Source organism: Ekhidna sp. ABH4_415, assembly GCF_056161305.1.
Window position 1 is genome coordinate 162876 of record NZ_JBSWYW010000004.1, and the last position, 22294, is coordinate 185169.

At 41.2% G+C, this 22294-nt stretch carries 21 protein-coding genes and 2 pseudogenes; 7 read left to right on the forward strand and 16 right to left on the reverse strand.

Features of this window, described 5'->3' with window-relative positions; translation table 11 throughout:
* Window positions 1-492: 492 nt before the first annotated feature.
* Both ACXAH9_RS08015 and ACXAH9_RS08020 read left to right on the forward strand, forming a co-directional pair.
* A pseudogene (locus ACXAH9_RS08015) lies at window positions 493-4536 on the forward strand (DUF2341 domain-containing protein); the annotation flags it as partial.
* A 144-nt stretch (window positions 4537-4680) separates the two neighbouring features.
* Window positions 4681-6648: pseudogene (locus tag ACXAH9_RS08020) on the forward strand (LamG-like jellyroll fold domain-containing protein); the annotation flags it as partial.
* Window positions 6649-6685: 37 nt separating this feature from the next.
* On the opposite strand, the gene ACXAH9_RS08025 reads toward ACXAH9_RS08020, so the two are convergent.
* The 4 genes from ACXAH9_RS08025 to ACXAH9_RS08040 form a co-directional block, all read right to left on the reverse strand.
* Window positions 6686-7075, reverse strand: a complete 390-nt coding sequence (locus ACXAH9_RS08025; RefSeq protein ID WP_474894343.1) for a response regulator — start codon at window positions 7073-7075, stop codon at window positions 6686-6688.
* A gap of 110 nt (window positions 7076-7185) precedes the next feature.
* On the reverse strand, window positions 7186-7524 hold the full coding sequence (locus ACXAH9_RS08030) for a hypothetical protein (protein WP_474894344.1): 339 nt from the start codon (window positions 7522-7524) through the stop codon (window positions 7186-7188).
* A 172-nt stretch (window positions 7525-7696) separates the two neighbouring features.
* On the reverse strand, window positions 7697-7894 hold the full coding sequence (locus ACXAH9_RS08035) for a cold-shock protein (protein WP_474894345.1): 198 nt from the start codon (window positions 7892-7894) through the stop codon (window positions 7697-7699).
* A gap of 35 nt (window positions 7895-7929) precedes the next feature.
* The gene (locus ACXAH9_RS08040) at window positions 7930-8124 is read right to left on the reverse strand and encodes a cold-shock protein (RefSeq protein WP_474894346.1); all 195 of its coding nucleotides are present in this window, start codon (window positions 8122-8124) and stop codon (window positions 7930-7932) included.
* A gap of 463 nt (window positions 8125-8587) precedes the next feature.
* On the opposite strand from ACXAH9_RS08040, the gene ACXAH9_RS08045 reads away from it, so the two are divergent.
* From ACXAH9_RS08045 to ACXAH9_RS08060, 4 genes are all read left to right on the forward strand, one after another.
* Window positions 8588-9100 (forward strand): hypothetical protein, encoded by a 513-nt coding sequence (locus ACXAH9_RS08045; RefSeq protein ID WP_474894347.1) that lies wholly within the window; start codon window positions 8588-8590, stop codon window positions 9098-9100.
* Between the two features lie 116 nt (window positions 9101-9216).
* Window positions 9217-9651, forward strand: a complete 435-nt coding sequence (locus ACXAH9_RS08050) for a PAS domain-containing protein (RefSeq protein WP_474894348.1) — start codon at window positions 9217-9219, stop codon at window positions 9649-9651.
* 133 nt (window positions 9652-9784) lie between these two features.
* Window positions 9785-10186: a DUF1987 domain-containing protein gene (locus ACXAH9_RS08055; RefSeq protein WP_474894349.1), complete on the forward strand. Its 402-nt coding sequence runs from the start codon at window positions 9785-9787 to the stop codon at window positions 10184-10186.
* Window positions 10187-10382: 196 nt separating this feature from the next.
* Window positions 10383-10892, forward strand: coding sequence for a GreA/GreB family elongation factor (locus ACXAH9_RS08060; RefSeq protein WP_474894350.1), 510 nt, complete (start codon window positions 10383-10385; stop codon window positions 10890-10892).
* A 2-nt stretch (window positions 10893-10894) separates the two neighbouring features.
* Here ACXAH9_RS08060 and ACXAH9_RS08065 read toward each other — a convergent pair whose 3' ends face one another.
* From ACXAH9_RS08065 to ACXAH9_RS08075, 3 genes are all read right to left on the reverse strand, one after another.
* Window positions 10895-11164: a hypothetical protein gene (locus tag ACXAH9_RS08065; protein WP_474894351.1), complete on the reverse strand. Its 270-nt coding sequence runs from the start codon at window positions 11162-11164 to the stop codon at window positions 10895-10897.
* Between the two features lie 253 nt (window positions 11165-11417).
* On the reverse strand, window positions 11418-12263 hold the full coding sequence (locus ACXAH9_RS08070) for a universal stress protein (RefSeq protein ID WP_474894352.1): 846 nt from the start codon (window positions 12261-12263) through the stop codon (window positions 11418-11420).
* An 18-nt stretch (window positions 12264-12281) separates the two neighbouring features.
* Entirely contained in the window at window positions 12282-13193 is a 912-nt protein-coding gene (locus ACXAH9_RS08075; protein WP_474894353.1) for a universal stress protein, read from the reverse strand.
* Window positions 13194-13368: 175 nt separating this feature from the next.
* Here ACXAH9_RS08075 and ACXAH9_RS08080 point away from each other — a divergent pair, with 175 nt between their 5' ends.
* On the forward strand, window positions 13369-13908 hold the full coding sequence (locus tag ACXAH9_RS08080) for a cysteine dioxygenase (protein ID WP_474894354.1): 540 nt from the start codon (window positions 13369-13371) through the stop codon (window positions 13906-13908).
* A gap of 12 nt (window positions 13909-13920) precedes the next feature.
* On the opposite strand, the gene ACXAH9_RS08085 is transcribed toward ACXAH9_RS08080, so the two are convergent.
* The 9 genes from ACXAH9_RS08085 to ACXAH9_RS08125 form a co-directional block, all read right to left on the reverse strand.
* Window positions 13921-14703 carry an ABC transporter permease gene (locus tag ACXAH9_RS08085; RefSeq protein WP_474894355.1) on the reverse strand — a complete coding sequence of 261 codons (783 nt, stop codon included), beginning with the start codon at window positions 14701-14703 and terminating at the stop codon, window positions 13921-13923.
* 9 nt (window positions 14704-14712) lie between these two features.
* Window positions 14713-15420: an ABC transporter ATP-binding protein gene (locus ACXAH9_RS08090; protein ID WP_474894356.1), complete on the reverse strand. Its 708-nt coding sequence runs from the start codon at window positions 15418-15420 to the stop codon at window positions 14713-14715.
* Entirely contained in the window at window positions 15417-16643 is a 1227-nt protein-coding gene (locus tag ACXAH9_RS08095) for a nitrous oxide reductase family maturation protein NosD (RefSeq protein WP_474894357.1), read from the reverse strand. Before ACXAH9_RS08095 ends, ACXAH9_RS08090 begins: the two co-directional genes overlap by 4 nt.
* Before the next feature lies 1 nt (window position 16644).
* The gene (locus ACXAH9_RS08100; protein WP_474894358.1) at window positions 16645-18036 is read right to left on the reverse strand and encodes a nitrous oxide reductase accessory protein NosL; all 1392 of its coding nucleotides are present in this window, start codon (window positions 18034-18036) and stop codon (window positions 16645-16647) included.
* Window positions 18037-18047: 11 nt separating this feature from the next.
* Window positions 18048-18479 carry a nitrous oxide reductase accessory protein NosL gene (locus ACXAH9_RS08105; protein WP_474894359.1) on the reverse strand — a complete coding sequence of 144 codons (432 nt, stop codon included), beginning with the start codon at window positions 18477-18479 and terminating at the stop codon, window positions 18048-18050.
* Entirely contained in the window at window positions 18476-19063 is a 588-nt protein-coding gene (locus ACXAH9_RS08110; protein WP_474894360.1) for a hypothetical protein, read from the reverse strand. Before ACXAH9_RS08110 ends, ACXAH9_RS08105 begins: the two co-directional genes overlap by 4 nt.
* A 117-nt stretch (window positions 19064-19180) precedes the next feature.
* Window positions 19181-21148: a Sec-dependent nitrous-oxide reductase gene (gene nosZ / locus ACXAH9_RS08115; RefSeq protein WP_474894361.1), complete on the reverse strand. Its 1968-nt coding sequence runs from the start codon at window positions 21146-21148 to the stop codon at window positions 19181-19183.
* A 12-nt stretch (window positions 21149-21160) separates the two neighbouring features.
* Window positions 21161-21733 (reverse strand): fasciclin domain-containing protein, encoded by a 573-nt coding sequence (locus ACXAH9_RS08120; protein ID WP_474894362.1) that lies wholly within the window; start codon window positions 21731-21733, stop codon window positions 21161-21163.
* Window positions 21734-21752: 19 nt separating this feature from the next.
* On the reverse strand, window positions 21753-22235 hold the full coding sequence (locus tag ACXAH9_RS08125; RefSeq protein ID WP_474894363.1) for a c-type cytochrome: 483 nt from the start codon (window positions 22233-22235) through the stop codon (window positions 21753-21755).
* Window positions 22236-22294: the final 59 nt, after the last annotated feature.

Below are 22294 nucleotides of genomic sequence, written 5' to 3' on the forward strand. Positions count from 1 at the left end.
GGTTGAAAGCTAAAGGTATTTTAATCCAAATTGAAGTGAATCAATCAGAATCTTCAATTGGCTTATTCATTCTCATTCATCGAATAAAGTAATATTTTTCTTAAAATAATACTATATTGAAAGTGATAAACCGTCATAATTATGATCCGCCTGTCTTCCATGCTTAAAGTATGCCTCTTTTCTGTGCTTTTATTCCTGGCCCAATCTATTACTGCTCAAACCTGGCTTTCAGGCTATGAATATCGCAAAGAAATTACGCTGGATGGCACACAGATAAGCGGAAGTCACACAGCTTTTCCAATTTTATATGAGCTTGCATCTGATGCACAGCTGGCGGCCAATGCCCGAACAGATGGTTATGATATTGTTTTCACCGATGATGATGGTGTCTCTTTGCTTGACCATGAACTCATCTCATACACCAGTGGTACCGGTGCTTACCGCGGGTATGTTAAAGCCGATCTTACCAACGCTACGGATAAAACAATATATATGTATTATGGCAAGAGTGATGCTTCTGCTAACCCCTCTTCTGCTAACACGTGGGATGGAAATTTCCAGGCCGTCCTTCACCTGCAGGAATCTGGAAATGGTACAACGGATGAGTTTATCGATTCCTCTCCTAATGGCATTCATGGTACAGGTGGAGGCCTGCCAAATAGCGGAAATAGTGCCGCTACACCAACACAGACTACTGGGAAATTTGGTTCAGCACAAGATTTTGATGGTACGAATGATCGAATCCGACTCCAGGCAATCGATGATGACAACTGGACCGCTTTTACCATTCAGGTATGGCTTAACCCCGATGATGCAGGGGATGACCGGATCTTTGGGAAGTGCTGGGGAACGGGAACAGACGATGAAACATGGCTGCTAAGGCAGACTGGTGGCGTAATCGGAAGCAGGACAAACGTAAATAATGGCGGAACTGATGTTGATGCGACGGTTGATGATGATGACAACCCGATCGCTTACAATACCGGGACATGGTACCTGGCTTCATATGTGTGGGACGCGGCTGACAACACGGTTCGTGTATACCTCAATGGAACCGAGGTAGCTACAGGTGCTCTAAATGGCAACAACCTCACGCTAAATGCAGAGCCGGGAGAAACAAACTTCCCAACGATTGGAAATATACCAGGAGGCGGAAGAGACTTTAATGGTCAGCTACAGGAGGCGCGTGTTTCTGATGTCGCCCGATCAGCCAATTGGATTTTGACCCAATTCAACATTGAAGATGATCCTACTGGATTTGTTACGACTGTAGGTACTGAAGAACAATGTGGTAGTCCTGTTCCTGAGGGAGGGGCTGCAACAGCATCAGAGAGTACCATCAGATCTGGTGAATCAACGACCATTACACTCAGTGGTGAAAATACAACCCCGTTACAGTGGCAATCATCAACAGACAATATAAGCTTTTCGGATATTGGTGGTGAAACAGGTTCTACACTCAACACGGGTGTCCTAACAGCAACCACGTATTATCGGGTTAAAGTTGGTTCTGCTTCCTGTCAGGTATTGTCAACCACAGCGACGGTAACCGTCCTCCCTCCTTTTGCGAGCGGCTATTGCTACCGCAAGAAAGTCACCATTGATAGCGACCAGGTGAGCGGCTCAGTAGACCTCACCAATTTTCCTGTATTGATCAGTGTGTCAGACCCGGATTTACGTACAGTAGCAAATGGTGGTAACGTAGAAAATGCGAATGGCTATGATATCACATTCACTTCTTCCGATGGTACCACCGGACTGAACCATGAAATTATCTCCTACACGGCCACCACAGGTGACTTTGAAGCCTGGGTGAACATCCCTACTTTGGCATACAATTCGGATACGGACATCTACCTGTACTATGGAAATTCAGGTGTTTCCGGTGACCCATCTACAACAGCAACCTGGAACAGTGATTATGTGGCCGTATGGCACCTCGAGGAGGATCCGAATGGGGATGTGGCAGGATCTATTTTAGATGCAACCAGTAATAACAATGATGGTCAGCCTCAGGGAACAATGACCACCGCAGATCTGGTTGCAGGCCAAATAGGAAATGCAATCGATCTTGACGGTACAGATGATTACATCACAGTTCCGGATGCAGTAAGTCTCCGTGTAACAGACAACACCATCACTCTCAGCGCATGGGTAGATACCGAAGGCGATTTAGACAATGACGAAGGATTTATCTTAAAGGGAGCTAACAACGATGAAAGCTATTTGCTAGGCACCAATGATGCAGGCGCCAGCAATGAACAGCTCCGCGGAAGAATCAATAACAGCGGTAATAACTTTCAGGGAGGGAACGTGACAACCACTTCATGGTCGTATGCCGTGGTGGTTTACGATGGCACCAATGTCATAGGATATGTAGATGGCGCCCAGCAATTCAACTCCGCCTTCTCAGCTAATATTGATAACAGTATAGGAGAAGCTGTGTTGTTAGGTACCCGTGCAGATTTAACAGGTACTCGTTTTTTTGAAGGCATTTTGGATGAGCTAAGAATATCCGAAGCAGCGCATACTGCTGGATGGGTACAGACTGAATACAATAACCAGAGTGACCCTTCTACCTTCTACACCATGGGCATTGAAGAATATCCGCATGACGGTGGAACAGCCACCGCCACCGACAGTGAAATAGATTACAATACCAACACAACAATTACACTCACCGATCAGGAAAGTGGAGGCTCTATTCAATGGCAGTCATCCACAGACAATATCACCTTCAGCGATGTTGGAGGAGAGACAAATACTACGCTAAACACCGGTAATTTAACAGCCACCACCTACTATCGGGCAGAAGTAACTGATAGTGGATGTGAAGCATTCTCTACCACTGCCACGGTTACGGTGCAGCCCGATTACCTGAGTGGGTATTGTTACAGAAAGAAAGTAATCATTGATCCAAACCAGGTAAGCGGCAGTACGAATCTAACCAACTTTCCAATGCTTTTCAGTTCCACCGATCCCGACCTAAGAACTACCACCAACAACGGGCAGGTAACGAATGCCAATGGCTATGATATCAAATTCACGGATGCAGGTGGTACCGAGCTGGATCATGAAATCGAAAGTTATACAGCAGGAACAGGAAATTTCATTGCATGGGTACGTGTTCCGACCGTATCTACAACGGAAAATACGGTGCTATACATGCATTACGGAAATTCGACTGTGGTGACAGATCCCTCCGTCACCTCTACGTGGGATAGCAACTATAAAGCGATCTGGCACTTTGAGGACAACTTATTGGATGCAACCACCAACAACAATGATGGAACAGAAGGTTCGGCAGGTAGCACAGATGATGAAATCGGTATGATCTCACATGGAAGAGGGTTTACAGGTGTAAACAATGGAGACAGTTGGATCAGTGTGGCGAATAGCGCAAGTATAGATACGGACATCACTAATCAGGTGACACTGGAAGCCTGGGCACGCTATTATTTACCTGTTCCTCAGGATGCTCCTTTTATTATGAAATCTCCTTCTGTCAATCAGGAAAGGTATATGCTGGGTACAGATGGAGGAACCAACCCTGCAGCGATCAATCAGCGGGTAACGACTGGATCCGGCCATTTCAGATACGATAATGGATCAATCGATGCAGACTGGCATCATTTTGTGCTAACCTACGATGCAGATCTTGCTGCTAACCCACGCTTAAAGCTATACGTGGATGGGATTTTGACTGCATCCAACAATGCAGATGGAAATATCCTGAGCGACAATACTAATCCACTCTATATTGGAAGACGATTGGGTAACAGACGCTACCGAGGAGTGCTGGATGAGCTCAGAATTTCCAACACTGCCCGCTCTGCAGATTGGATTGCCACTGAATACACCAACCAGAGTGACCCAACTGCTTTCTATTCCCTTGGCACAGAAGATTACAATGGCAGTGGTGGCACGGCTACTGCTAACAACACCACCATCGATTATAATACAAGTGCCTCAATCACACTGACTGGAGAGTCAGGTAGCATCCAATGGCAAAGTTCAACCGATAATTCGGCTTTTTCGGATATAGGTGGAGCCACATCAAATAGCTTAAATACCGGCAACCTCACTTCGACGACCTACTTCAGGGCAGAAATAGATAATGGTACCTGTATCGTCTATTCAAACACAGTACAGATAACCGTTCGACCTGATTTCATCACAGCATATTCTTTCCGTAAAAAGATCACTATCGACAACACCCTGGTAGCAGGCAGCAGTGACCATGCTGACTTCCCATTTCTTTTCAGCACCATTGATACTGATTTGGCTCAGGCGTCAGGAAAAGTACAAGATGCAAACGGATATGACATCATCTTCGCTCTCTCCGACGGAACTTTACTTGATTTTGACATTGAAAAATATGACGGTATCATGGGTGAGTATATCGCCTGGATACGAATCCCTACCCTACTGATCAATGCGGATACTGAATTGTTTATGTATTACGGTGATTGCACGTTCGCAGGAGGTGACCCTTCCGTGACAGCCACCTACGATGCAAACTACCTGGGTGTTTATCACTTTAATGATGACCTGGGTGTGACTACCAATGTGGATGATCGCACAGGTAATGCAAATGATGGTACAGCAAACGGAACCATGAACGGAGCAGACGTGATAGCTGGTCAGATTGGCGATAGCTTTGACTTTGATGGTACGGATGACTTTATCGACCTGGGTACAGCCCCACAAACGACAGGTGCCGGAACCCGAACCATCGAGCTATGGGCACAAGTTGATGCCTTCAATGACGGAGGTGTATTCCAGGGGGGCACCATTGCAAACGACTTCTCTCTTCACACTGATAATGGCACGAATGATAACTGGCACATTGAATACAATGGAAATACGGATGAGTTTACCTTGAGTGGTAGCTCAAGCAACTGGCATCATTATGCTCTGGCTTATGATGGAACCATTGTCCAGCTTTATTATGATGGCGTATTATTCGATAACACAACAGCAGCACTGACCACCGCTGCAAATAACCTTGAAATAGCTCGCTGGAACGCGATTGAGTTTGATGGACTCATAGATGAAGTGAAAGTTTCTGATGTGGTCAGGTCTTCTGGTTGGATACAAACCGAGTATAACAATCAAAGTGATCCGAATAACTTCTACAGTATTGGTGCAGAAACTGCGGAAAACAGATGGACAGGTGGCAATGGAAACTCTAACTGGAATGAAGGTGGCAACTGGAGCTTTTGCTCTGTACCTGTGGCAAGTAGCGATATTCTGATCCCATCAGGGCTTACCGATTACCCGGTACTGGATCAATCCAGAACCATTGGAATCCTGAACATCGAAAACGGAGCGTCTCTGGATTTGGCCGGGTTCACTTTAACGATGGAAGGCGATTTCATTAACGATGGGACTTTGACAACCAATGGCGGAACAATAGAGTTTTCCGGATCGGTTGAGCAGGACATTACCGGTAGCACCAACACCACTTTCCATAACGTAGTGGTGAACAAGTTAAGTGCTGCGGCAGAATTAAGACAGCCTGCCAATATTGCCAATCAACTTACTTTGACTGCTGGTAATCTTTCATTAAACAACAACAATCTAACGATTGAAAGTAGTGCTACCCTATCCGGTGGAGGAAGTTCAGCATTTGTAATTACTGACGGAAGCGGTGAGCTTTGTCAAAATGATCTGGGTAGTGGTGACGGGACACGACTCTTCCCTGTTGGGCCATCATCATCCAGCTACAATCCATTGAGCATCAACAATATAGGTACCTCGGATGATTTTTGTGCACGTGTGGTCACCACGGTATATTCAGGCGGACAGATAGGATCCGGCGTGCAACAAACATCAGATGCGATTGATCGCACCTGGTTTGTAGATGAGGGCACAGCGGGAGGATCGAATGTTACATTAACGATTGAATGGGATGGGGCACATGAGCTCACCAATTTCGACCGCACAGATATGTTTATTAGCTACCACAATGGCTTAGATTGGGAGGTTTATGGTAGCAGCATAAGTGCCACTGGTTCAGACCCTTATGCAGCCTCAGTTTCGGGTGTAAATTCATTTAGCCCTATTGGTGGTGGATCCGCTCCCAGCCCGCTTCCGATAGAGTTAAAATATTTTACTGCAAACCACACCGGGAATAATGTGGAGCTAAAATGGCTAACTGTCTCTGAGCTCAACAACGACTACTTCACGGTAGAGCGATCTTTGGATGGTGTAGCGTTTGAACCATTCAAACAAATTGATGGAGCAGGTAATAGCAATCAGGAGGTCACCTACAAAGCCACAGACCCTTCTCCGTATTTTGGAACAAGCTACTATAGATTGAGTCAAACCGATTTTGATGGAACAACTACTACCTCAGAAGTAATCAGAGTATTCTGGAATCTGGCCCGAGATGTCATCGTTTATCCTAATCCAAGTAAAGGCACCTTTCGGATCAACCTCTCTGGCATAGGTAGCAATGTAATCGTGCCAGTAACATTGCATCTACTCAATGGAACTAAACTCCATGATGTATCCCTTTCGGCAAATGATAATGGACAGATTAATCAAATCATTCAAACACCTGTACCCTTAGAAACAGGTATTTACCTACTGAATGTGGAAATAAATGGCTCCATACTGACCTATAAAGTCATAGTGGAGTAGAACCTTAAACCACTGAGGGATAATCTTATGAAATGTGTTATTTCAACAACGTCTTAACCAATTCGTTGATGGTTCTAAGTGACAGAGGCTTTGGTCTAATTTCTGAAACTAGTGAATTTTCTTTAGCCAATTCCTGGTCCCTTGGATCAATGGATGAGGTCAACATAACAACCTTATCCACCGCTTTATTCCCATTTTGTGTGGCATAGTGCTTTAAAAGCTCCCACCCACTCATTACCGGCATATTGATATCCAGTAAAATCATTGCACCCTTTTCCTCATTAGGTCTGCTATTCAGGTAGTCAAGTGCTTCTAGAGGAGAGGCAAAAGTGATAACCTCATCTACGACATTGGATCGTTCAATAGTGAACTTATTGAGGTAGTTTGTGGTATTGTCGTCATCAATGAGTACGATTCGTTTTGTCATCAATCTAATACTTCAGCGGTCAATTTATGAAAATAGCAAACAAGTTTCGATATACAATAGAAATGTGAAATTACTTCAATAGCATTCATAACCCCTACTCTACATCCAGTTTAATACTGACTTTCCACATCAATCAATATTTTCTTCTGGGATTTTAACTCTTCCTTCAAAGCGTAGATAAAAACAGGAAGTCTTTCCCAAAGATCTTCATCCCTTGATCTGGGCATCATTTCCAATAAATCATTCATAGCCATATGACCGAGACTAGAACGCATACGGTGCAACGTATTTCTAGCTAAAACCCTATCCTTCGTAATCATAGCGTCATTCAGTTCCTGAATGCTCGATTCTAATCCATCAAGTGTGATATGAACAATATGAAGAACCTGTTCAGCATCATCCCCAAGAAGATTTGTTAAGAAAGGAAATGCATCTTTAACTGCTTTCATGCTTTTGTTTAATCAATCACGTGTTGATCCAAAAAATGAATCTACCACTCAATCAAAGTTCAATTTTAATTGGATTAAAACCCAATCCAAAATTTGGAATTACTATGAACAAAGCATTAAAAAAGGTGATTTTGTAATACAAAACCACCTTTTATTGAAAATTTATTGGAGATTAATCGTTTATCAACTCAACGTTAACAGCGTTTAATCCCTTTCTTCCTTGTTCAGTTTCAAACTGCACCATGTCATTTTCTCTGATTTCATCAATCAGGCCATTTACATGTACAAATATGTCTTCACTGGAGCCATTAGGAGTAATGAATCCAAATCCTTTTTCCGTGTTGAAAAATTTAACTTTTCCTTCTTGCATTGTAGTATTACTAATATTCTTGGAAATAATTATGCTTAGTCGATTCGCTCAACATTTACAGCATTTAAGCCTTTCTTTCCTTCCTCAACTTCAAACGACACCTTGTCATTTTCCATGATCTCGTGGATCAAGCCGCTCATGTGAACGAAAACATCTTTTCCAGAATTACTTGGGGTAATAAATCCAAATCCTTTTTCAGTGTTGAAAAACTTTACAGTTCCTTCTTGCATTGTACTAATTGTTATTAATTATTAAATATTGTTTAGCCTTAGAAAGCTTTGAGACAATCATCCATTTAACCAATGGATCATTGAATAACATCTTCAATAATCAACGAACCACACCAACCTAAATTGGGAGGATCTTAATCATACGTTTTAAAAGGGAATTCTTAGGAAAGAAGCAATTTGAAACGAAAATCTTTGCTCATATGGATGAGCCATGTATACTACTGAAGAGCTCATAACTTTTGCGAGCTGCTGCAAATGTACTACTTCTTATTTTATGAAAAGGATTTATTTTTTTTCTAAAGAGAATAAAGGCCTGCGTAATCGAATATTTGGATAAAAATGAGCTTTTAAATTGAATATTTCGAAAGATGTATCATTTTAACCGATTAATCTTTTCATTTTTATTCAACTTTCATCAGTTTATCGAATAATTTTAAAATAAAAACCAACTTAATCCATAACCATGAAACGAATGCTTTTTGTTTTCTTCTTTATGATTGCTCTTTTCACTCAAGCACAAGATGAAGATATTGTAGCCATCATTGATGACCTTACTATAAAGTGGGATAAGCGTGCCGATGAGCTTGGAAAATTCACCGGCCTAAAGTATTACTGTACTTCCGAAAAATACAGAAATGAAACCATCGAACTTTTGGATAAAATCCACCATTATGATACAGTGCTATATCAGGTAGTTACTGAAAAATATAAGGACACCAAAGACAAGGAGGCACAAGCTACAATAGATGATATTCTAACTGTTGAGACCCAATACACTACTCCTAATTTTAAAAATTTCCTTAGTGAAGAGTGTGATAAGTTCGAAGAAGCTGGTGAAGAATATGGCACGCAAAGTGGATCTAAATTTTACAAGGAAGTAGAAAAAATCGAAAAGGAATTAAATAAGTACGTTTCCAAAATTACGGAAAGGATCGACTTGATAGATGAGCATGTTCATCATTTAAAATTGGATTAAATCATGCTTGTTCAAAGTATCAACCATGTGTTAAACAGCACATGGTTTTTTTATTCCTGTTGATCGGTTGGAAACGTATGGTACGATTTAGACGTTATTAAGATAGTAAGTCTCTTATGAGTCCTCACTTAAATATAAAAGAGCTAAATAGCGCATATCAGTCGAGCAAAGAAGCCTTTCACAAGCTCATAGATGATTTGGAAGTTGGGGTTGGAGTTTATAATGCTAATGCTGCACCTATGGACTGTAATCGATCAGCACATGAGTTACTGGGACTTTCGAAAGAGCAGTTTCTGGGAAATAGTGCCATGGACCCTTATTGGAAGGTAACACATGAGGATGGCAGTAAGTTTGAAACTTATGACTTCCCAATAATTGATGCGATTACGAACTACAAAACAAAACTTGGTATAATAATGGGTGTATCCCGCCCCCTACTCAATGATAAAATTTGGCTTGAGGTAAACACTCACCCTAAGTTAAATCCGGATGGAACAATCAATTATGTATTCTGCACTTTCAAGGACGTGACAGTCAAACATGATGATTAAGTTTGCATCTGTAATATTTCAATTATTCTTAATCAAGCTATGGAGAACTTTAAACGAACAAATCTTACCGCTCACCTAATACCTTTTTCTATTTGATCGGAATTTTGTTTTTTTAAGTTCCAACTTAAACCAAATGAAACCAATTAAACTCCCAGCAACAAGATTAACACCAGCAGTTTTGCTAGACCCTTCAAGAGGAGTACTTAAAATGTATGGTAGATCTAGTCCGGAAAACTCCATGCAGTTCTATGAGCCTATTCTTTCTGCCCTTTCCAATGACATCCATGGAGACAAGGTAGATGTGAGGATTAAAATGGAATATTTTAATACCAGCTCTTCAAAGTGCATCTACGACATTTTGAAGGAAGTCAAAAGGTTGGAGGCAAAGGGTAAAAAAGTCATAGTTCGTTGGTACTATGATGAAGACGATGAAGACATGCTGGAAGCTGGTGAGGATTACAGTGATCTCTTAGACCTTCCTTTTAAGTTCATTGAGTATCATCCAAATGATCAATATCAGAATAAGAGTGCCTGATCACTCAACCCATTCAAGCAATATTAGAAATTTCATTCGCATCAATTCGGAATCTCACAAGTGAGTTACTATTCCTTAACGGTAATAGCTGGTAGAAAAGTGACACGATGAAATCTTATTGATTCTTTTCATGCCACATGTTACTCAACAACGGAGGTCGTGAATTTACTTATCTTATCATTTGTAATTTTAAGATATGAGCAGAGCTTTTGTAAATGAAGACAATCAGGAGGAAACTCCTATAATACCTCCAAGAGCTCCATTACCAGATGGCGTACCGAACTACGTCACCAGGAAAGGTTTGACTTTACTCAAACATGAAAAAGAAAGTCTGCTTGAAGAAATAGAGCAAGTACGTTCGCTGGAAGACGAGAAAGACAAACGCTTTAAGATGCAACTCGCTAAAGGCAAGTTGGCTTTATTGGAAGAACGTATAAACTCCGCACGCATGCCAGAGGTCTCTGAGAGTGAAATGCATGAGGTGAGGTTTGGTGCAAAGGTGACACTTAAGTTTTCGAAGGAAAACCGCAAACAGTCATTTCAGCTCGTAGGTGTGGATGAAGCAGATGTAAAAGAACACAAGATCGCCTTTACTGCACCCATAGCCAAAGCTATTACCGGCAAAAAGATTGGCGATAAAGCAATTCTTCAACTTGGAAAGGAAACACAACCAATGGAGATCATATCCATTGATTATGACACATAAGCTCAGTTTGGTCGCTCGATGATATCACCCCTGGTATTCATAATCAACTGAACGTTTTTCACTTTATTGTAAGCTAAAAGCTCATGAAATGGGCCACATACCACACGATAACCGCCAAATTCAATGTCTTTATATGTTTTAATCCCCAAATCCCTTTCAAGTTTGTGAGCAAATGAAGAGGGAATAAATATTTTGGTTTCTTCTCGATTCTTCAATGAATCCTGAAGAATCATTTGAACAAGTAACTTGGTAATGACCTGTTGTGCATTCATGATATACATAGATTGTGAGTTAGAGTTAATAATGGTTCTTAATGGTTACATAAGTTAGTTTAATGTTCCGCTAACTGAAATACCCTAATTTGGGTATTTTGATAAAACATCAATTTTGATCGATGAATTTCATTGATTCATGTATTCAGATGAGTGGTTCAACGGATTACTTAACCGTCAGGTTGAATATAGTACATAAAAAAACCTCCACACATTATGCGGAGGCTCTAATAGTGATAGATAAATTATCTGATCATAAGTCAAGAATCTTATAAACGAGGATGGGGATTTTGGATTCGTTTACTACATCTTCAGCAATGGAACCGCCAATGATGTGAGCAATTCCTTTCTTTCCATGCGTTCCCATAACTATAAGTCCGGCGTTTACTTCTTCAGCAAATTTCACGGCCCCTTCATCGGCAAAGTCTGCCTCGATGGTATTCACCGTATAATCTTTTAGTGAATTTCTCTGAGCAAAGTGCTCCAACTGTTTTTGAGCTTGCGATTCCTCCAACCAATTGTAGGGTGTTTTTACTTTTACCAGGTGCATATTTAATCCAAGTAGTCCCTGCATATCCTTGGCATGATCTGCAATCAGGTCTTGTTCCTGACTTAAGTCTGAGACATATGCCATACTTTTCATGTTTTTAAGGTGAGTCTCCCCTTTGATGATAAACACAGGACACGTTGCATGACGAATCATACGCTCTGCATTTGAACCTATAAATACTTCCCTTAGTCCGGATGAACCCTTAGACCCCATAATGATCCAGTTGGCATTCTCCTCTGCAATGAGCTTGCTTATGTTAGTGAAGGCATTACCAAATTTCATGTGCATAGATACTTCCTGGCTGGCATCAGACACTCGCTTGGACCACTCATCAAGCTTATTATGTGTGGCTTTGATAAACTCCCCAGTATAAAAAGCTTCCATACCAGAGGTGTTGACCTCACCTGTGAAGCTTAAATGGCCAACGGGAATTTCAATCACGTGAACAAGTACGATCTCCCCTTTAACCTTTTCATTGAACTCAATGGCGAAATTGAGCGCATGTGAGGCCATCTCAGAGAAATCAACTGGAACAATTATCTTTTTCATAGGGTATAATATTTGTTTTTAAGAAGTTAAAACTTCGATTTTCTTATACTCTGGTTTTCCGTGAGCATTTTTTACACTGTTTAAGCTAATGGATTTTTCTTTCTTATCCATCTTGAATGACCAAACCGGCACGTTAATGTGATTAACGGTATCCTCAGTCAAGCTACCAGATAACCAGTGAGAAAGACCTCTTCGTGCATGTGTTTGCATAGCAATCATATCTGCTTTTGTATCATCTGCGTGCCACAAAATTCCATCAGATGGAAATACATTTTTCACGATTGTGAACTCATAGTTTGAAATACCATGCTCATCTAGTAAAGTTCCAATTTCCTCACCCACAAGCTCTTCATTCTCAATATTATGAGGTGTCTTAACCCATAAAAACTCAAACCTTGCATCAAATTGTTTTTGAAGACCTGCAACTTCTTTAAAGAAGGATGTTTTCAATTCTCTGATATCAATTGGTACCAATATTCGTTTAACTGCATTCGCATCACTTCGACCTGGCACAGAAATAACCGGGCATTGTGCATGTCGTACCACCTTTTCCGTATTAGAGCCAATTAAGGCTTCCTCAAGTCCAGATGCTCCATGCGTTCCAACTACTACCAGATCATAACCATCTTCTTTTACTAGTTCTTTAATGGAGTTAATTAATGAAGACTCATGAATCAACATATTGATTTTCAAACGAGTATTAAACGTACCCACAAAATCTTTCATTTTAGCTTCCATTGCCTCTTTTACTTCTTCCATCATGGATTTTGCTGTAGCAAAGGAGGTAAACTGATAATCAGTAAAATAATCAAAATGAACGCTGTTGATCAGCGTTAAATGTGCATCATTCTTTTCCGCAATCTGTATGGCGAACCGAACGGCATCACCACTTATTTCGGAAAAATCAACGGGTACTAGAATCTTTTTCATGGCTATAATATTTAATCCACTTCAAATGTAGCCCTCCAATAAAGTCCTTATTATGATTTATAAAAGGGCAGCCATTGATTTTCATCACTCACTGATGAAGATCAGCTTCATTACTAAATATCATCACATTTTTAGTCTTAAGCTACTCCTAACTTGTGAGTCAAATTAGAAAGTCATGGAAAAGATTAAAACAGTAAAACAATTAGTTAGAGCACTTGATGATTGTCATGAATGTGGCAATCATGTGTTAGATGTAATGAGTAACGTTCATATACCACGAACTGAGTTTGAGCGGTACTATTCATGGAGCGATGATAGATATGCCAGAAACGTGTTGGCAAGAACTTCCGATTTTGAAGTGTTATTAATTTGCTGGGAAGTTGGTCAATCCTCTCCTATCCATGATTTCAATGCGCAGGAAGCTTGGATTCATCCAATCGAAGGTATGCTTAGAGAAGAGCGATATAAGATCAATGTAGAGGATGATCGGCTGGAAAAAGTCAGCAATGTACTGTTGGGTACTGATGAGTTTTCATACATGAATCAAATCGGTATTCATCGTTATTCCAATGCCAACAAAGCACGGTCCGTTAGTTTAAACATCTATCGCAAGCCAGTCACTGAATGGCATGTATATGATGTAGACAGCTCTGATAGTACCATGGTAGAAACGTGGGAAAACAAGCACTATGATCTGCTAGGACAGGAGGTTTGAAGCCTCCTTTTTTTAAAAATCTTTCACTGCAGATTTCCTTATCATAAAAGTAACTGGGATTATTACCCATACCAGAAGGATTCCAACGGATATCAGAAAACCAAACTGTGTTCCGAAAAACTTCTGAAACAGAGCGCCTGTATATCCGAGAAGTGCAGAAATCTCCAGCTTCAGCAAAATCATGATCCGACTTAAATCAATAGGATTGAAAAGGGAGGCTCCAAGCGCAAATTTGTCCAGTGGATAATCCCCAAACACAATTAGTGAGATCATGAACAGGCCATCATAGATCACCGCAAAAAAGAGCCACATCAGAATGGCGTAACCAAAACCTTTAATTTTGTTTGAGTTTCCCAGCCCGATATTGAGTGATAATGCCACGAAAATGAATGTAAGAAATGTGCCGGAGGCTAATAATGTGATAAAGTTGCCTACCGCCTCTGATTGGGTAATTCCATACAACAAAAATGGAATGCCGAGACCGATGATCAAGCTCATGGAGAGCGATAATGACAGTCCAAGGTATTGTCCCAGAAAAATGGTAGAACGTTTCACCGGCTGAGAGAGTAACAACTCTGTGAACTCACGAGAATTATAGAAGTACATGATGCCAAAGATGGTACCGATCATGGGTGTAAGCACGACGATGATATTCATCAACGTGATCGTAGCTTTTGACAAGTCTGAATTCAGAAACAGTAATACAAACCCCAGAAGCATGTAAAAAGCCAGGTACACGTAGCTCCATCTGCTACGCATCAAGTCATAAAAACTGTATTTTAATATTTTTATCATCGTATCGTATTAAGCTTGATTAGGCACAAGCATCGCTGCGATTGCGTGTTCCAAATCTTTCTCATTCGTCTGCTTCTGCATCTCTTCCAGTGTTCCCTGAAAGTGGATCTTCCCATCTAATAGGAAGATGATCTCTTCAGCCACCTCTTCCACCAAACTCATGATGTGGGTAGTGATAAGTATCGTCTTCCCTTTCTCGCGTTCTTCTTCAATCAGCCTCTTTAACTCTATGAGTGCTACCGGATCCAGTCCAGCCGTGGGCTCATCCATGATGCAGATGTTCGCATCGAACATGAAAGCCAATACAATATTCACCTTCTGTCTCGTACCCCCAGAAAGATCAGACAGCTTCTTATCCAGAAATTGCTCCAATCCAAAACGTTGAATTAGCTCTACCTCTCTACCCTTCCGATTTCTAATATCCAAAATCATCTTGATAAGCTCATTGACTGTCAGGTTCTCCGGAAAACGAGCAATCTGTGGTAAGTAAGCTATGTCCTTTCGGTATTCCCAGCTTCTTTTAATGGTTGTTCCATTGATCTGAAGTTCACCATTATTAGGAATGACCATACCCAAAATGGTTTTTAGCAGCGTCGTTTTACCGGATCCATTGTGCCCTAGGACAGCAAAAACACCGGGACGATCGATTGAAAAGCTCACACCTTTCAATACCTCCAATTTGCCAAAGCTTTTATTTAAATCTGTAACTTGAATCATTTGAATGCGTTCATTGCCGGTGTTTGATCCACCAGGTTGTCAGGAGTAAAAACAGGAGAAACCCTTTCGGAAAAGTTCATGATATCCACAAACAAGCTTCTGAGTAAAATGATGGTTTCAGGGGTTTTATTTACAATGTATGAAAACAACTTAACCGGGCGATACGGCACGTCACCCACGCCATCTTTATCCAGATCGTATCCGGTATAATCCCCCCAGTAATTTCCATCAAACGTATTGTCATTCATTTTGGAGTTATAGGACACATCAAAAGAGTTTCCTTTGAAGTCATTTCCGGTGATCCGATTGGTGTAGCAACCTCCGGATACCTTAATCGCCCACCCATTTCTATTAAATACATTACCTACATAATTAATGCGGCTGGTACCATCTATAAAAACAGCCGTCGTGTTTTCGGTGAATTCATTATCCAGCACTTCAGCATCGTATATTTCTTTTAATAGCAGCCCATAACTTGCCGGTCCCCAATTATTAATAAAGACATTGCTTTTCATGATAATAAACTTTGAAAACATGACAGCCACCCCTGCTCCATTGTGTTCAAATCGATTTCCGATATAATCATCATTATTGGAAAACATGAAATGCAATCCATATCTAACATTGTCATGTGCATAGTTTTCTTCTATAATGCTTTCATCCACAAACTCCAGGTAAATACCATCCCTCATTCTGAATACTTCATTGCCATGGATCTGAAGGTTGGAGCAATGCCATGCGTGAATGCCATTCCCCGCTTCATCCTCTTTTACATTCTCTCCATAAACCCTATTATTCCTGATTATTACATGCTTCGATTTTTCAATCAACAAACCGAAAAATGGATCTACCACAATGTTGTTTTCTATAAGCAAATGATTCGCTCTGGAGGCATAGATCGCAGCATAGTCTTTCGTATAGCTTTTACCGGCATTGATAATTTTCAGTCCGGAAATGGTAATGCTGTCAGCGAGCAACTTTAACACGTAGCTTTTATTCTGACCGTTCAATATGGCGCCCTTTTCCCCAATAAGTGATATGGGTTTGGTTATTTCAAGATCCATTACCGGATAAACACCGTTTTTTATGATGAGGGTATCATGTGGCTCAGCGAGGTTTACAGCTTGTTGCAAATCCTTGATCTCACAGCTTGGACAAATAATGGATTGTCCACTTATCTGCAGAAAAATCAAAGTAAGAAGTGAAGCAAGCAATAATCTCATGTTAAATAGCATATCTCAGACCGATCGTAAATGAGCCTTTTTCGTTCATCTGGATTCCTTCCACCTTTTGGTACACAGGCAATCCATAGGATAGTCCGGCTTTGAAATCCCTCAACACCGGACTTTCACCAAAGGAAAAGTTAAGGGCTACATTGGAGTATACCTTAGTGAATCCGGTATTTTTTGTGTCTGCAGTGGTCACCATCATGGGGTTTAGCATTTCATCGCGACCCTGCAATTGTGTTTGCTTTTTAGCGCTGAATTGGCCTGCTATGCTTACCCATTCTGCCAGATTATATCCAACCCAGGTATTAATTACGAATTCATTCCCCCACTTGTAGCCTTCCGTGTTATCTCCGGTACGGATCGTAGCTAGTGGCTGTACTCCCCAGCTGACATTCTCAGACGAACCTCTGTACGTCCCTCCAAAAGTTAAATCAACTGTTCCCGTTCCTAGCTGCATCGGATATGGCAGACGCATGCCTTCTGCCATTGGTGTGTCTCCTTGATTCTTGATGCTTCCGGTAGGTATGCTCACACCTGCATTTAGGTGCAATGAATGCGTGGACTCACTAAAAAGACCGTATAATGCACTGATTTTCAAATCTCCGATTCCTTCACTTTTCGTGCTGAAGTTCATACCCATCATTGTGCTTAAATCCATCTGATTGCGTTGAAAGTTTTGCATCAGCATCAATGTCAGTCGATCAGAAGGCGCATACATAACGCTAACCATCAACATATTCATTCGCATGGATTGGGGAGCCACCATGTAATTTTGAAAAATGGCCATGTCGTTCACCTTATTTGAGCCAGATAGATTTCCATCCATTTCCATGGTCATGTATCTGGCCGATACCATGAAGCCCCCTTTATGGTGTAAGTGATCTCCCATAATTCCTATCGGCGCATAGGCATCCGGACGATGGTGATGGTGTGTGGGATGATCTAAAAGTCCAAAACGAGAATCTTTGAATTTCTTCTTTAATTCTTCCCAGTTGTGAAGTTCTCCACCTTTGCTTTTCTGAACTTTTTCTGCTACTTCTTTTGATCCATAAGCCGAAAGGTAGGCACCCATTGGACTAGCAATGTTCTTACTCTTCAAATAGATGGCAGTTTTAGCATCAATGAGTGATCCGTTCTTTTCATAATCCGCTACCATGAGTTTGATGAAGCTGCTTTCATCTTTCTCCTTCAGATAATTCATCAAACATTCGATGGCATCAAACTTTTGTGTGTTGCCTTCTTTATCCACTGCCAGTGCGACAAATTGTTGATCCTTGATAAACATGTTGCAGTGTGTGCAGGCGTCTGAACCTATTTTTATCAAATCCTGAGCAAGGGTCGCCCCTGTCATCACCAACACGGTGACGATAAATACTATCTTTTTCATAAGAATTGATTTTAGTTTATTTCAAATTCCGCCTTTAAAGCCTTCCAATCCAGGGCGGTCCCGGATACATCCTGCACTGTTTCGTTTCGTTTATCTACACTTTCAAATGCCGTAAGGAATTCACCCATGGGACTAGGGATTTCTTGAGATATCAAATAAGCTGCACCTGAGGCGTCTGTCAATACGCCAGGATTGGCATAATCAGCAACGAGGTAGTGTTGAACCTCTGGATGTTCCCATTCCTTTAGATCATTGAGCATGCACTCAATGGCATCATACTTAAACGCCTTACCGGTTTTTGTTACTAGTTGTGCTGCATGTTGCTTATCTACAATGGTCATTTTACAGAAAACACACGCGTCTTGTCCATAATTTATGGGTTTTGGACCTGTGCTACAGGATAAAATGAAGAGTGACAACAGCATTGCATATATAAATCTCATAGTGCTACTGTTTTAGAAACTAGTCTGGCTTTTCGACCGATGAAAAAAGATACCAAACTCAGGAACATTCCAACGCCTAATAAGATACCTCCTAATCGGGGATATGAATATGCATCAAAGTTTAGCAATTTTTTATGACCCAGAAGTGGAGGATTATACTGCATAGGTGTACCATCCGGATTGATAAGCTTCAATATTGCATTTGGGTCCAGATCGGTACCATAATCCACCAGCCATAAATTAAAATCGTAGATACCAAGTGCTCCAAGTGTGCTCATCATTACAAACCATACAAGAAACAAGACCGGAGGTATTTTTCCCATTAAACCCAGGATACCAATAAGGATTCCAAGACCCGCCATTAACCAGACCACTTTCGGAAATACCGAAAACTCCCACATATCTTCTGGTTTAGGTAGCGTTTTCATTCCAATGTAATGGTTAAGGCCGTCTATGTTTTGAATATCAAATTCATTCTCGCCTTTCAGTCCATTTACATGGATATCTATTCCTAAAGGCTCAGGATACTGTGGTGCCCCCAATCGGATGTTCCACATTGGGAATACGAATAATCCTAAGAGCATAACGCTTCCGATTATCATTAAGATACCAGCCCGTTTCATTCGCTTTTCATGATTTAATTGGGAAAATTGAAAGAAACTGTAAGACCGAATGAATCATCAGCCTTACAGTTTTTCATTTTATATGTCATCACCATCCAGGGTATAACTCAACTCTATGTTTGAATTTGCAGGTGATACTCTAATGTATCCTTGCATTTCCTGGTGAAGTGCAGAGCAGAAGTCTGTGCAGTAGAATGGCCATACTCCAACTCTTTCTGGTTCCCAAAGTGAAGTTTTGGTCTGACCAGGCATCACAAGTATTTCAGATGTTCTCTGTCCGATCATGGAGAATCCATGGGGAACATCGAAATCCTGTTCATGATTGGTGATGTGGAAATAAACCTTGTCTCCCACTTTGATTCCCTCAATATTATCAGGAGTAAAGTGACTTCTGATGGTGGACATATAGATATGTACCTCCTTACCATCTCTTTCTACCCTGGCTTCTGCCGGACTCTTAATAGCATATGGGTGATTGTTCTCATCGATTCGGTAAATTTTCTTAGAGTTATTCACCAAAAGTTCTGCATTACATCCAGCTGCATAGTGCGGCTCTCCGTGCGTAGGGAAATCGTAAAGCAGCTCCATTTTCTCTCCTGAGATATCATAAATCTGTGCAGAGTGCTCCATCTCCGGTCCTGTAGGTAGGTAGCGATCTTTAGTGATCTTATTCATAGCTACCAGGTACTTACCATGCGGTTTTCTTGAGTTACCGCCTGGGATCATCAAGTGACCTACAGAGTAATAAGTTGGCTTTCTATCCACTACTTCCCAGGTTCCAAGCTTCCACTTTACTACCTCTGAGGAGATGAAGAAAGTAGTGTACGCATTCCCTTTTCCATCAAACTCAGTGTGCAATGGGCCTAAGCCACCACTCTGTACGCTTCCTGCCAATACATCGTCATAGTTCAAGATCGGAATACCATATGCATCACCATCAAACTTCTCAGCATCAATGGCAGCCAGCATTTTATCAAATGAATGAACGGTTATGTTTGCTGAAAGCTTACCTGATCCGATAATATACTGTCCACTTGGATCTACATCACATCCGTGAGGTGATTTAGGAGTTGGTAGAAAGTAAATAGCACCTGGTACATCCACTGGATTAACAGTAAGCACCTCGTTCTTCATGGTAGAAGTAGCTGTATGAGTGGATTCATCATAGACGTTGTGGGCAAATTTGGCAGGCATTTTAGTTCCACCTCCGTTATTCACATATTCTTCTATTTTCTTCCAGTTAATCGCAGCAATGAAGTCCTTGTCATTCTGTGAAGCATTTACTTCAAGCAGTGAATTTGCCTCTTCAGTGTTGTAAGTGGAGAAGAAGAACCAACCATGTGATTTGCCTCTACCAGGGTGCGACAGGTCATAGTTAAAACCAGGCATCAACAACTGAAACTTGATATCCATATGTCCATGCTCTTGATCAACTGCAATAAATGTCAGGGCTCCTTTGAAATTTGCCTTGTATTCACTGATTGGCATATCCTTTTGAGGTACTGGCACGGAGAAGCGTGTTCCAGCTACTACATATTCAGTGTTTTCAGTAATGAAAGAAGAACTGTGATTACCAGCACTATTAGGTACTTCGATGATCTCCTCTGTTTCGAATGTAGTCAAGCTGATTCTTGCAATACGTGGTGTATTATTTCCATTAGCAAAAATCCATCTTCCATCCAATTCACCATTCGTTTGGGAAATATCCGGGTGGTGAAGATCATCCCATGGAATGAAACCAAACGAAGTATTTAACATAGGTTTGGTTTCTTCCGAATAGCCATAACCTGAAGTTGGAAATTGAGAGAATACAGGGATCTCTTTAAAGAGTCTTCCTGAAGGCAATCCGTAAACGGTCAGGTTGCCACTATAGCCTCCAGACAGGAAAGCGTATTGTTCATCCCTTTCGCCGGGTGCTACGTACACTTTTTCAGCAATATTGCTGCTAAGCGCACCATTACCTCCTCTATCCCCTGCCTGACCACAAGAAAATAAGAAGGCAAGCGCACTTATGAATAAAGTATTTTTAATAATGTTAGTTTTCATTTTATTGGTTTTTTAGGGTAAAATCACTTTTTCTATTACATGGATGATTCCATTTGAAGCAGCCACTGTTCCGACTATTTTGGCACCACCAACGCTCACTTCATCTCCATCTACAGTCACCTCCAGGTAATCGCCAGTAGCCATATAAATTTTTCGACCCTTTTTAGCCTCTCTTTTTAGAGCCTCTAAATCGAAAGAACCAGGAGCAGCATGACGAGTGATTATCGTAGCAAGATCTCCCTTGTTTTCAGGCTTCAAAAGGTTGTCTAATGTGCCTTCAGGTAGTGCATCGAACGCTTCATTGACAGGAGCAAACACGGTAAGAGGGCCGGCGTTTACAAGCACATGCTCAATTTGAGCAGCCTGAACTGCGGCAACTAACGTGCTGTGTGGCTCTGAAGATATCGCCACCTGTAAAATATTCGGGTCTGATACTTCGTCTACAACAGAGGCTTGCCCCATCGGATGGCTATCGGTCCCCACAGAGGCCTCTGAAGAAGAATCACCCTCTTGCTGAGGTGTACACGACCATATCAGAGCAGAAAGCACCAATAAGGTCAAGGAGTTTAAAATTTTTACTTTCATAATATTAAAGGTTTGGTTATTATAAGGTTCTGAAGTACTCTAGAATATCACGAGCCTGCTCTTCAGTCATGTTTTGGTTGGCCATTGCTGCTCCGTTAAATTCGACTAAAAGATCCTTGGCACATCTGTCTTGCTCTACCATTAATTGAGGATCCAGGATCATATTCATGATCCATTCAGGACTTCTCCGTTGCATGATTCCTTTTGGTGAAGGACCAATAAAGCGCTTATCTATCTTATGGCAGGCGCTGCAGTTGGTATTGAAAAGTGCTTGCCCTCTCTCTACCATTTCCTGATCAATGGTCTCCGGAAGTGGCAAATCCTTAATTTTTCCTACGCCTTTGTTATCCAGTGTTACACGTTCGCTGGCAGGCACCTGCTCAACAGGTTCCATTTTAGATTGCTCTTTGATCTGATCAATTTTGCTTTTTCCGTCTCCACCACCACATGCAGTGATGATGAAAAGACCGGCAATTAAAGTGATTGAGATTACGCTTTTCATGACATTTACTATTTAATGGTTCAAAGTTTTAAAGATTCGGGTGTATGGAATATGATCTT

What these genes read in the sequence shown, in the direction of transcription:
- ACXAH9_RS08110 (WP_474894360.1), bottom strand. Translation starts at nt 19,063, where the DNA reads ATGCTCTTAGGATTATTCGTATTCCCAATGTGGAACATCCGATTGGGG.
- ACXAH9_RS08035 (WP_474894345.1), bottom strand. Translation starts at nt 7,894, where the DNA reads ATGCAAGAAGGAAAAGTTAAATTTTTCAACACGGAAAAAGGATTTGGA.
- ACXAH9_RS08060 (WP_474894350.1), top strand. Translation starts at nt 10,383, where the DNA reads ATGAGCAGAGCTTTTGTAAATGAAGACAATCAGGAGGAAACTCCTATA.
- ACXAH9_RS08085 (WP_474894355.1), bottom strand. Translation starts at nt 14,703, where the DNA reads ATGATAAAAATATTAAAATACAGTTTTTATGACTTGATGCGTAGCAGA.
- nosZ (WP_474894361.1), bottom strand. Translation starts at nt 21,148, where the DNA reads ATGAAAACTAACATTATTAAAAATACTTTATTCATAAGTGCGCTTGCC.
- ACXAH9_RS08095 (WP_474894357.1), bottom strand. Translation starts at nt 16,643, where the DNA reads ATGAGATTATTGCTTGCTTCACTTCTTACTTTGATTTTTCTGCAGATA.
- ACXAH9_RS08105 (WP_474894359.1), bottom strand. Translation starts at nt 18,479, where the DNA reads ATGAGATTTATATATGCAATGCTGTTGTCACTCTTCATTTTATCCTGT.
- ACXAH9_RS08080 (WP_474894354.1), top strand. Translation starts at nt 13,369, where the DNA reads ATGGAAAAGATTAAAACAGTAAAACAATTAGTTAGAGCACTTGATGAT.
- ACXAH9_RS08040 (WP_474894346.1), bottom strand. Translation starts at nt 8,124, where the DNA reads ATGCAAGAAGGAACTGTAAAGTTTTTCAACACTGAAAAAGGATTTGGA.
- ACXAH9_RS08100 (WP_474894358.1), bottom strand. Translation starts at nt 18,036, where the DNA reads ATGAAAAAGATAGTATTTATCGTCACCGTGTTGGTGATGACAGGGGCG.
- ACXAH9_RS08070 (WP_474894352.1), bottom strand. Translation starts at nt 12,263, where the DNA reads ATGAAAAAGATAATTGTTCCAGTTGATTTCTCTGAGATGGCCTCACAT.
- ACXAH9_RS08030 (WP_474894344.1), bottom strand. Translation starts at nt 7,524, where the DNA reads ATGAAAGCAGTTAAAGATGCATTTCCTTTCTTAACAAATCTTCTTGGG.
- ACXAH9_RS08050 (WP_474894348.1), top strand. Translation starts at nt 9,217, where the DNA reads ATGAGTCCTCACTTAAATATAAAAGAGCTAAATAGCGCATATCAGTCG.
- ACXAH9_RS08045 (WP_474894347.1), top strand. Translation starts at nt 8,588, where the DNA reads ATGAAACGAATGCTTTTTGTTTTCTTCTTTATGATTGCTCTTTTCACT.
- ACXAH9_RS08075 (WP_474894353.1), bottom strand. Translation starts at nt 13,193, where the DNA reads ATGAAAAAGATTCTAGTACCCGTTGATTTTTCCGAAATAAGTGGTGAT.
- ACXAH9_RS08025 (WP_474894343.1), bottom strand. Translation starts at nt 7,075, where the DNA reads ATGACAAAACGAATCGTACTCATTGATGACGACAATACCACAAACTAC.
- ACXAH9_RS08125 (WP_474894363.1), bottom strand. Translation starts at nt 22,235, where the DNA reads ATGAAAAGCGTAATCTCAATCACTTTAATTGCCGGTCTTTTCATCATC.
- ACXAH9_RS08120 (WP_474894362.1), bottom strand. Translation starts at nt 21,733, where the DNA reads ATGAAAGTAAAAATTTTAAACTCCTTGACCTTATTGGTGCTTTCTGCT.
- ACXAH9_RS08090 (WP_474894356.1), bottom strand. Translation starts at nt 15,420, where the DNA reads ATGATTCAAGTTACAGATTTAAATAAAAGCTTTGGCAAATTGGAGGTA.
- ACXAH9_RS08055 (WP_474894349.1), top strand. Translation starts at nt 9,785, where the DNA reads ATGAAACCAATTAAACTCCCAGCAACAAGATTAACACCAGCAGTTTTG.
- ACXAH9_RS08065 (WP_474894351.1), bottom strand. Translation starts at nt 11,164, where the DNA reads ATGAATGCACAACAGGTCATTACCAAGTTACTTGTTCAAATGATTCTT.